Below are 9,463 nucleotides of genomic sequence, written 5' to 3' on the forward strand. Positions count from 1 at the left end.
AGGACCAGCGGGCGCGTGCGGCACCGGCGGACGACGACCCGCTGCCGGGCAGCCTGCGCCGGTCATCCTGAGGGAGCGGGGCGATGTCGGGAACGGCCGAGCCGACCTGGTCACGCCCGCCGCCGGCGGTGCCGTCCTCGCCGAGCCTGACACGGCTGGGGCGGTGGGGGCGGTGGCTGTTCAAGGGCGGCGGCCCGGTGGGGCGTGCGGCGTCGGCGATCTTCGACGCGTCGCCGACGGCGATGCCGTGGGTCGACGAGGTGCCGCGGGACGACTTCGAGCGCGCGCTGTTTGCCAAGGCGCGTGAGCTGGAAGCGCAAGGGGTCGACCGTGACGAGATCCTGAAGTGGTTTCGCGGCGAGGGTGTCGCACATGCTAAAAATAAAGCTGAAGACGAGAACAAAGAAAAGAAAAAATCGTCAGCAAGGTCCGAAAATGTTCGAATATCCGGCAAAACGAACAAGAAAGAATTATGCGAGGTCGCGTGTGAATGTCTTAAAAATCGGGGAAGGCATGCAACCTATCAGGCGTGCGTCGCCGAAAAATTGCGTGATCGCTACTACGATCCTAAAAGTGGTCAGCACCCAGCCGGGGGCCCACGGCGGCCGATGAGCCCGACGGCGGATGGACCGCGGCCGGAGGTGAGCTACAAGAAGGGGCCGGATGACAAGTATGCCCCCGTGGAAAGTCAAACCTCCCCCGGTATGCCGTCGACGGCTCCGGTCGTACGGGGTGCGCCGCGACCGGACGTTTCTTGGTGGAGCGGTGGGCGGTTGACCGAAATTTGGGAGATGAAGTTCCCAACTACAGATGGTGGCGTTGATGGTCAAACCGATGCGCAACGTGCTGGTCGATATCGTGATATTGCGCAAGACCAGAGTATCGGCAGGAGCCACAACGACCGCGTTAAAATCAATACCATAGATGTTAAGCGTGACTGCAAATGTGAAGCCGACAGTTAAACGGAGTGATGGAATGTCGGAAAATGATTATATCTTATGGCATAATCACAGAATAGATGACAATATAGACACAAAATTTGTCTATAAAGACCCTTCAAGGGGAGATATTGTTTCTCGCGTTGGCGGGGTTATAAGTATATATTTTTTTGATGGATGGCAAAAACAAATCAGGCTGGCTATAAGAGATTTAATTGACGATTATATTAAATTTTTTGGAACAGAAATTACACACTACCATAAAAAAGGTGCAAAACGCCTTCAAAAATTCGATCGCGAGAAAACGCCTAAATATTTTTATAAAGAAGCAGAAAAAAAAGAAGACGAAGAATTTTATTTTGCGTTACACCATGTTGATCTGAACAATGAGGACGATCCTGGCTTATGGCAATTTATGGCTTACGGATTTTCAAAAAACGACACAGATAGAAAATTATCTGGTCTAAAAATACATACGCCAGCGAGTTTTTTGCTAAAAAAACCGGACGATTTTGTGGATCTTATGGTAAAATGGGCTGGCAGAGTTCATTGTGTTCATGGATCTGGTGGGCTTGGTGTTCTGACTAAGCCCGGCCTGGAAACGGGGTGGAAATCATTTTATTATCCACTCATGATAAAATATCCTTCGCTTGAATATGATGCTATGGGAGATTACTGGTCAGAAGTCCGCCACGGCGGATACGATTTGCCGAAATCTTCCAATTGGCTCACATTTTTAGGGGATGCTAATATTTTACGCTTGGGTGGCGAAGATGTAGTGCGGTCACAGATCACAGCCGAAATGAGTTTGAAACGCTACGAAGGCGGCTACTTGCTTCGTGCTGGCGAACGGCCGGTCATCGATGCCAATGGCATGGGTGGAGTTCCGCAATCTTACAAAGATGCGGCTCGTATTATCAAGCCAATATTGTTCGAAGGATACGAATATGGAATAATTGAGGTTCCGCCTGAAAAGGACAGCCTTGATGAGACACTAAAATGGATACACCGATTCGAAAATTGATTTGATTTTTTTGGACACATCCACAAACTCGGGGAGCCGCTGCGCCCCGATCCGAGACGACGCAGCGCCCGCTGGAGGGCCTGCGGGAGACGCACGAGGCGCGGGTGGTGAGCCTGTCGCCGGACGTGTGCCTGACGCCGCGGGGCTCGGCGCTGGTGCCGGTGCCCTACCCGATCGTCGACTACGCCGACCACTTCGAGGCCTACGCGCGCACGGTGCGGTTCACCGGGCAGAAGGCGATGGTTCTGCGCTCGCGCACGACGCACGTGCACGGGGACGAGGCGGGGACGGGCGGGGGCGTGAAGTCGGGGACGCACGGCGACGTGACGGAGCCGATCGGCCACGCGCCGCAGGTGCGGGCGGAGGGGTCCTCGATGATCCGGCACCTGGACCGGTTCTGGATGAACCGGCGCAACACGGCGGGGGAGGCGGTCTACCTGAAGGACCAGCGGGCGCGTGCGGCACCGGCGGACGACGACCCGCTGCCGGGCAGCCTGCGCCGGTCGTCGTGAGGGAGCGGGGCGATGGCGGGAACGGCCGAGCCGACCTGGAGCAGATCGCCGCCTGCGGCGCCTGCGAGCCCAAACGCTGGAACGCTGGGGACGATGGGGATTCCGGCTGTTCGGCCGTGGAGGTCCTGTCCTCCGAGCCGCGACCGCGATCTTCGATGCATCGCCGACAGCTCCGCCGTGGCGAGACGAGACCCCGCGCGACGCGTTCGAGCAGCAGTTGTTTCGGAAGGCGACCGACCTCGCGAAGCAAGGTGTTCCACAGGCCGACGTTCAGGAGTGGTTCAAGAATGAGCGCTCTGCGAGAGCACGTCGGAAACCTGACAATCAGGAAGATCCTCGTCCGAAACCCGTCCCGCCTCCTCCCGGCACAGTTCGTATCACGCAGAAACGCCGCAAGTGTCTTGTCGATGAGTACAAGAAGCTTCTCAGTGTCTGTGACGGCGACTCGCATCACATCGTTCCCGACATGGTCTACAGGCTGGGCAGCCGGCCGAAAGGCGCCGGGATGAACTCGACCGCCAATCGCATTCCGAATGCGCCAACCCTCAACGAGGGCATGGCCGTTTGTTTGACTAAGAATCAGCATGGCAAAGGCAGAGATGGTATCCATGCAGACTTGAAAGCGTCACTCGATGATTTGGGAGATCGATATACGCCCAATGGGACCGCGCCGTTGGGTGCGATACTGGAAGTTTCGAAACAATCCATCGATAAAATCAGCGATCTTCCTGAGGATTGTAAGAAACTTGCAAAATCAAAGCTCGGCACGCAGGTGCAGCAGAAAAATCGCGATCCAGAACAGCCGGGAAGAACACGCGAAAATTCTCTTCCAAGTTGAGATGCAAAAACAGTTCTGTAACGTGGGTATTACTAAAAGGTAGCAGGAATATGGAAGACGATGATTGGAATCCGACGATCAATGCCGCGCATGCCGCTGGCCACGGCCGCTTCTGCATTGCTTTATGCGAGTTGGAGTACGACGATCCCTTCACGGCGATCATCGAATATGACGACGCTTTCCCGCAACCCTGGTCTCGGACCGACGTGTTGCGCGAGATCTATGCCATCAAGCCCGCTCCCCTCGCCGACCAACCAGGCGCGAGGTTTGCAGCCCTGAGCAATGAGGGCGATGTGTATTGGATCGGGGATCAGACAGTACACGAGACAATCCAGGGTGCCGGGATCCAGAGCCCCGATGCGACAGGCGCAGGAGCTCTTGCCAATCTCGGCTCTATCGCCGGACAGCTCTGGGCGGTCGGGCATGGGGCTCAGATCTATCGCAGGACCGCTGACCGTCAATGGTATCAGGTGCCGTTTCGCAGCAAAACTGATCTCAGATTTGAGATTATTAGATTTGGGGAAATTGCCGGCTCAAGCGAAAATGATTTTTATATCGAAGGATCGATGTCTCCAAAGCGGATCGATCTGGACGAAAAAACGAGAAATAATCTCAAAGGCAATAAGAATTGGGATGATTGGAACCGGGCATATGAGATTGCCAGAGAAAATTCTCCAAGCAAAGGATTGGTTACCGAGGGCCGCGCCTACCACTGGAACGGCACGAGCTGGACGGAAATCCCGATTCCCGGCTCAAGCCCGCACACCATCAACGACATTTACGTCGAAACGCCGGACAAGGTCTGGATGGTCGGCAGCCGCGGCACCATCCTGGTGGGCAACGGACGCGACGGCTTCCGGAGCGTCGGCTTCGCGGGCGACACCGAGACCCTTCTGTCGATCACGCGCTTCAAGGACCAGTACGTCGTTGCCTCCGACTACGCCCTGCACCTCTTCGACGGCCACCACCTCACGCCCTTCAAGCCGCGGCTGCGCGGTCGCGCGCGACCGACGCCGCTGAAGGTCCAGGCAATCGACGATGTGCTCTACTATTTCGACTACAAGCGGGGCATCCACCGCTACGACGGCGAGCGCTGGACGGAGATCGTGATCCCTGCCGCACTGCGTGCCCGCGCGTTCAAGGGCCTTGCGCCTCGCTCACCCTGACCGGATCCAGGCGCGTAGCGAATGCATCGCCCGCGCCGCCGACACCGATCCCGATGGGCAGGCGATGCTACTGTCGATGCCGGCGGATGCGTCGGGTTGGGATGATCTGGTCGACGGCGGCGGAGGAGGACACGCTCTACGCGCATCTGCGTTCGCTCAACCATGTACGCCTGCCGTCGGGCGAGCGGGTGTTCTTCCGCCAGGCGGATCCGAATGTGATGAACGCTGTGCTGCCGCTACTGGATGTCGAGCAGGCTGCGCAGGTTCTGGGACCGGCGCGGATGCTGGCTTTCGAGAGCGCGGAGGCGGGCGGGGCGTGCCGGGTGGTGCGGCCGGACCGGCTTCCCCCGGCGCCTGAGGGCGAGCTGATATTCCGGCACGACCAGATCGAGGACCTGAACGCGCGCCAGCGCGACCTGTCGGTGGCGGCATATATGCGAGAGGTGGCGGAGGAGGAGACGCAGGACGTGCCGGTGGCGACGCTTTTGGGCTTCGTGCGGCGAGCGCGGAGGCGCTGGGGGTGGCGGACGAGCCCGGGATCAAGCGCTGGGCGTACCTGCTGATGATGACGGACGGCCGGATCGAGGATGTGGCGGAGGTGAGGGCCTACGTGAGGCGAGGCGAGGAGGCGCCGGCGCGTCAGGTGGAAAAGCTGCTGGGGCACACGGCGCGGGCGCTGCGGGAGGGTCGGATGGTGCCGCCGCTGGACAGGATCGGCGGAGGCGGGTCACGATGAGCGGGGGTTCGATCGGAGCGGTGAGGGAGACTGTCGGGGCGACGGCGGGCGGGATCGCGGGCGGGTTCGTCGGCGGCGCGGTGGGTTCGGTATTCGGTCCTGTCGGGACGGTGGCGTGCCGGTTTGCCGGATCGAGATTGGGGCAGTGGGGTGGTCGGGCGCTCGGCGGCTATCTCGCTTCCAAGATGGAAAACGCGAACGAAAAAGCAGGAAGCGAGAACAAGAGAGAAAATAGCGAAGAAGGAGCGGACGATAAGAACGATAATGAAAATTACGGCTGCGTTGGACAATCCCCGCCTAGCTCCAGAAAAATTAAAAATTATCTACAAAACAACTCGATGAAGCGGTAAAATAAAACGGATATAAAGACGCTCGCAATCTAAAAAGTGACAATGATCTAAGCTCATCATCGGATGTTGGATACGATAAGAATGGAGATATGTATTACACATCTCGACCGAAGGGGAACATGAATGGTTGGGAGTCAATGAACATAAATAAAAATGGCCCCGTACCAACGAATTAAAAAGTAGTAGTTATGGGTCTGTCGCAGATAGAATTTTATTTCACAATATTCGACTTTGAGGGCGATCCTGACACGATCACCCGCGAGTTGGGCCTCGAGCCCTCGTCCATTTCGCGTAAAGGTATAAGACGTCGGCCTCATTTACCGCCAGCGCGCCAGAACGTGTGGACAATCAAATCCGACACACTATCTGACATAAGTGATTTGCAGGAACATTGGATGCGACTAAGTGCACTGCTGAAGCCGCGCCGGCGAATGATAACTAAATTGAATGTGGGTGGCGGTAAAAAATTTACGATCTGGTTGACTTGCATTGACGGACAAACCGGCCTTCGCCTCGAAAACGATATGATCGACTTTGCTTCGAAAATAAAGGCAGAAATCGAAATAGAATTCATTGATAACGAGTAAGAAAATATTTTTATAGTGCGCTAATACACGGGTATTTCCGCTGAAAAAATTAGATTATTCAATATATTATGGCAACAATAAAATGCTGTAACCGCGTATTTATCGGGCATGCCGCAAGTTTTATTATCTACAATATGTATAACGACTCACGGGCGTGGCTCGGGTCGAGCAGGTTGGGGCGACGAAGGTGACGCATGTCGGCACGGCCTTCGCCACGCAGGTGGGCAAGGCGTGGTCGCTGGCGGTGGGGGAGAGCGCCAAGACGCAGGTGGGCAAAACACAGCAGGTGCTGGTGGGCGATGCGGCCGAGGAGCAGGTCGGCAAGACCAAGACGATCGACGTGGGCCAGGTGTTCGAGATCCAGGTTGGCGAGCGGTTCGCGATCACGGTCGGTGCGTGCCGGTTCGTGATGGACAAGTCCGGCACGGTGACGATCGAGGCGCCGAAGACCACGCTGGTGAAGGGCGGAGGCGCGGCGCTGACGGTGGGGCCGGGTCCTGTTCTGTACACGCCGGATCTGGTCAAGGGCGGGGGCGGGTCGTCGTCGGGGCAGTGTCTGCGTCGGATGTCGCAGGCTGGCGTTCCGTTCGTGCGGAGCTGAGACCGTGACGAGCGATACTCCGTCGATCGATCGTCTCGCGAAGCTGAGGGGTGTCGTCGAGGCGTTTACCGGCCAGGCCTTCGCGGTCGTGGATGGCGGACAATTCGACGACCTCCCGGATGCCTGCCGCCGCGAGCAGCTCCTGGTGCGCTCCCTGTTCCACGACCATCCCGACGCCGAGGTGGAGCGCGCCGGGCGCTGGCTGGTGTCACTGGCGCAGTCATCGGACGCTCTGGAGCGCGTGTTTGCCATGACGCGGGGGAAGACGACCGTGGTCTACTGGAGTTGCGCGTCGGGCGAGGCCATCCTTCATCGCCATCTCCGCACCTTGAACATCGTGCGCATTCCGCAATGGGCGGCGGATGGCGGCGAAGTTCCGCCGCCGGACGGTTCGGGGCAGGAGCCGGCGGCAGTGATGTTCCGGCACTGGGACCCCCGGGTTCTGGGGGGCGACGATGCCGGTCCTGATTCCTGGGCAGTTCGTGCGGATCCTGGGACCGGCGGCCGAGATCGCCTTCCTGGCCGAGGATTACGGCGGCGTGCGGCGGGTGGTGGCCGATCCGGCCTTTCCGCCGGATCTGGGTGGCGTGCTGACGATCGGCTCCGAGCAGATCGAAGCGTTGACGGCGCGACGGCTGACGGCGTCGCACCGGCGCATCGCGGCCTACTCGCGCGAGGTGGCGGCCAGCGAAGTCGGCACCGCCTCGGACACGGCGTCGCACGAGCGCGTGGTGATCAGCGACCGGGTCGGGCGCAGCCTCGGTCTGGCGGGTGAGGCGGCGCAGAGCCGGCGGGCGCTACTGATGCTGCTGAGCCAAGGCCGGATCGCCAGCCATGAGCCGACCCGGGCGTATCTGGCGCAGGACGGCGATTCACCCGACGGGCACCTGAGGCGCCTGTTCGATCTGACGATCGCGGCGATGGGCGAGGCTCGCGATGCGCGGGGGCCTCGTCGATGAGCGGGCTGTTCGAGGGGATCGGCGGTTCGGTCGGCGGGGTGATCGCGGGTGGCGCGAGCGGGGTGGTGCAGGGGCTGCCCGGCGCGGTGGCGGGGGGAGCGGCCGGCGGGGCGATCGGGGCTGCGGCGGGCGCAAGCGTTGGAGTCCTGGCCGGGGCGGGGACGGGGGGCGTGACGATCCCCGTGACGGGAGCGGGTGGTCTTGCGGGCGGCGCGGTGATCGGGAGCGCGGTGGGGGCGGGTGCCGGCTTTGCGCCGGGTTTCTCCCAAGGGTACCGTGAGGGATACGGTCCGGGTTCTGCGATCGGCGGCGGCTATGGCCGAGCGGTGGACGACACCTGGCTCGGTAAGAAGCTGAACGCCATGGTCAAAGGCTATGACGAAGCGAACAAAGCAAACGATGAAAATAAAAAAGAATGCACGAAAAATTGCGCAAGTTCGAAAGACGACCCGAGAGAAAAAAACAAAGATAGACAGGCAAAAGATCGCGAGCGTTGGGAAAAAACTCTAGATAATATTAAAGAACATACAACAAATAAAGATTTAGATGGCGCTAGAAGGGAACCAAATGGTGAGATCGTAAAGACCAAATCAGATGTAATGCCATGGGATCATATACAAGAAGTGAGAGATGCGCAAAATGGCCTAGAAGATATTGTGTATTACACAAAGTAAAGACTCGGATATCCAGGGTTGGCGCCTAGCGAAGTAGAGCCTGCAAAACAGATATTGAGCGAAGCTAGCAAACTGCTCGACAAGACCCGTCAGTTCCTTCCCTAAGGTGATGTGTATGAACAGACTCAGCGATCTCATCGAAAAAGAGCATCAAGTCGGACTCTCTAAAAAAGAATATGACGAAGTGTGTGAGATTTTTATTAATACATGCGACGAAGATATTAAGAAAAAATGCATTCTAATAATAAGAAAAGAGGCATCGCCGGCGCGGGAACAAATCGTGAGTCGTGAGTTATCTTTCAATAATCCTATATTGCAATCAGAAGTTTTGCGTTTTTTGGTACGAGATCTAGATTTAGGCAATAAATAACAAGACTATGTGATAAAATTATTAAATCTTGAAGATGATCAATATGCACTATATACGCTGCAACTTGCCGCCCTTAGCGTTTCCGGTGATGCATATCGAAGCAGTAAAAATCTGCATATACTAGAGTTAATTCTCAAATTTATTGAACATGATCGTAAATCGCTTAAGAACGCTGCACATGACGCACTTATCTCCGCGCTCACAAGCAATTATCGCGAGCTTTCTCCTAAGTTTCGGTATGAAAAACTCACAAATTCTGATATTGATTTGTACAAAGAAAAGGCTTTAAATATAATACGCGATGGGAGAAATTAATCATGAAATCGGTCAATTCGAGAATGACAGAATGATTGTGCAAATAAAATCAATCTAAGCCCCGATCCGTGGACGACGCAACGCCCGCTGGAGGGCCTGCGGGAGACGTGATCAGCCCCCACGGGGTGGCCCGAGTGGAATGTTAGTGAACCGTGGGCCTTTCCACCACGGGTAGCTTGGCCGGCGGAGCCGGTCGGGCGAGCGCAGCCGGCCAAGCGGTTAAGGCTGGCACGAACACCTCCGGGGCCGGCGGGCGGTCGCCGAGCGAGGCGTGCGGCCGAACTCCGTTGTAGTGTCTCCTCCAGCTCTCGATCAGGATCTGCGCCTCCCGCAGAGAGTAGAAGATCTCCCCGTTCAGCAACTCATCCCGCAGCCTCGCGTTGAAGCTCTCGA

General features: G+C 57.4%; 14 protein-coding genes and 1 pseudogene. 14 read left to right on the forward strand and 1 reads right to left on the reverse strand.

The window, feature by feature from the left end:
• Window positions 1–83 precede the first annotated feature (83 nt).
• The 14 genes and pseudogenes from HPY23_RS17505 (at window position 84) to HPY23_RS17570 (ending at window position 8,755) form a co-directional block, all read left to right on the forward strand.
• The gene (locus HPY23_RS17505) at window positions 84–962 is read left to right on the forward strand and encodes a hypothetical protein (protein WP_200601592.1); all 879 of its coding nucleotides are present in this window, start codon (window positions 84–86) and stop codon (window positions 960–962) included.
• Window positions 925–1,962 (forward strand): type VI immunity family protein, encoded by a 1,038-nt coding sequence (locus HPY23_RS17510; RefSeq protein WP_091890358.1) that lies wholly within the window; start codon window positions 925–927, stop codon window positions 1,960–1,962. The genes HPY23_RS17505 and HPY23_RS17510 overlap by 38 nt, the downstream gene beginning before the upstream one ends.
• Before the next feature lie 107 nt (window positions 1,963–2,069).
• Window positions 2,070–2,474 (forward strand): PAAR-like domain-containing protein, encoded by a 405-nt coding sequence (locus HPY23_RS17515; RefSeq protein ID WP_200601591.1) that lies wholly within the window; start codon window positions 2,070–2,072, stop codon window positions 2,472–2,474.
• A gap of 505 nt (window positions 2,475–2,979) precedes the next feature.
• A complete protein-coding gene (locus HPY23_RS32690; RefSeq protein WP_139235048.1) occupies window positions 2,980–3,312 on the forward strand; it encodes a hypothetical protein in 333 nt (110 codons plus the stop codon).
• 50 nt (window positions 3,313–3,362) lie between these two features.
• Window positions 3,363–4,478, forward strand: coding sequence for a beta propeller repeat protein (locus HPY23_RS32695; RefSeq protein ID WP_210344330.1), 1,116 nt, complete (start codon window positions 3,363–3,365; stop codon window positions 4,476–4,478).
• A gap of 86 nt (window positions 4,479–4,564) precedes the next feature.
• The gene (locus HPY23_RS17530) at window positions 4,565–5,041 is read left to right on the forward strand and encodes a DUF4123 domain-containing protein (RefSeq protein WP_268926650.1); all 477 of its coding nucleotides are present in this window, start codon (window positions 4,565–4,567) and stop codon (window positions 5,039–5,041) included.
• On the forward strand, window positions 4,999–5,214 hold the full coding sequence (locus HPY23_RS17535) for a hypothetical protein (protein WP_091890270.1): 216 nt from the start codon (window positions 4,999–5,001) through the stop codon (window positions 5,212–5,214). Before HPY23_RS17530 ends, HPY23_RS17535 begins: the two co-directional genes overlap by 43 nt.
• Window positions 5,211–5,564: a hypothetical protein gene (locus HPY23_RS17540; RefSeq protein WP_139235047.1), complete on the forward strand. Its 354-nt coding sequence runs from the start codon at window positions 5,211–5,213 to the stop codon at window positions 5,562–5,564. Before HPY23_RS17535 ends, HPY23_RS17540 begins: the two co-directional genes overlap by 4 nt.
• Window positions 5,565–5,752: 188 nt before the next feature.
• Entirely contained in the window at window positions 5,753–6,151 is a 399-nt protein-coding gene (locus tag HPY23_RS34110; RefSeq protein ID WP_091890267.1) for a DUF4279 domain-containing protein, read from the forward strand.
• 154 nt (window positions 6,152–6,305) lie between these two features.
• Window positions 6,306–6,752 carry a hypothetical protein gene (locus HPY23_RS17550; protein WP_091890264.1) on the forward strand — a complete coding sequence of 149 codons (447 nt, stop codon included), beginning with the start codon at window positions 6,306–6,308 and terminating at the stop codon, window positions 6,750–6,752.
• Window positions 6,753–6,840: 88 nt separating this feature from the next.
• Window positions 6,841–7,185, forward strand: a pseudogene (locus HPY23_RS34115) (DUF4123 domain-containing protein); the annotation flags it as partial.
• Window positions 7,186–7,207: 22 nt separating this feature from the next.
• Window positions 7,208–7,711 (forward strand): hypothetical protein, encoded by a 504-nt coding sequence (locus HPY23_RS33180; protein ID WP_236012528.1) that lies wholly within the window; start codon window positions 7,208–7,210, stop codon window positions 7,709–7,711.
• Complete coding sequence (locus tag HPY23_RS17565; protein ID WP_091890255.1) at window positions 7,708–8,385, forward strand: polymorphic toxin type 28 domain-containing protein; 678 nt, start codon at window positions 7,708–7,710, stop codon at window positions 8,383–8,385. The genes HPY23_RS33180 and HPY23_RS17565 overlap by 4 nt, the downstream gene beginning before the upstream one ends.
• 115 nt (window positions 8,386–8,500) lie before the next feature.
• Window positions 8,501–8,755 (forward strand): hypothetical protein, encoded by a 255-nt coding sequence (locus HPY23_RS17570; protein WP_139235046.1) that lies wholly within the window; start codon window positions 8,501–8,503, stop codon window positions 8,753–8,755.
• A gap of 457 nt (window positions 8,756–9,212) precedes the next feature.
• Here HPY23_RS17570 and HPY23_RS17575 read toward each other — a convergent pair.
• The coding region (locus HPY23_RS17575) for an integrase core domain-containing protein (protein ID WP_200646932.1) at window positions 9,213–9,463 on the reverse strand (251 nt) is incomplete at its 5' end.

The sequence above is a fragment of the Methylobacterium ajmalii genome (genome assembly GCF_016613415.1).
In the GTDB taxonomy this organism is placed as follows: domain Bacteria; phylum Pseudomonadota; class Alphaproteobacteria; order Rhizobiales; family Beijerinckiaceae; genus Methylobacterium; species Methylobacterium ajmalii.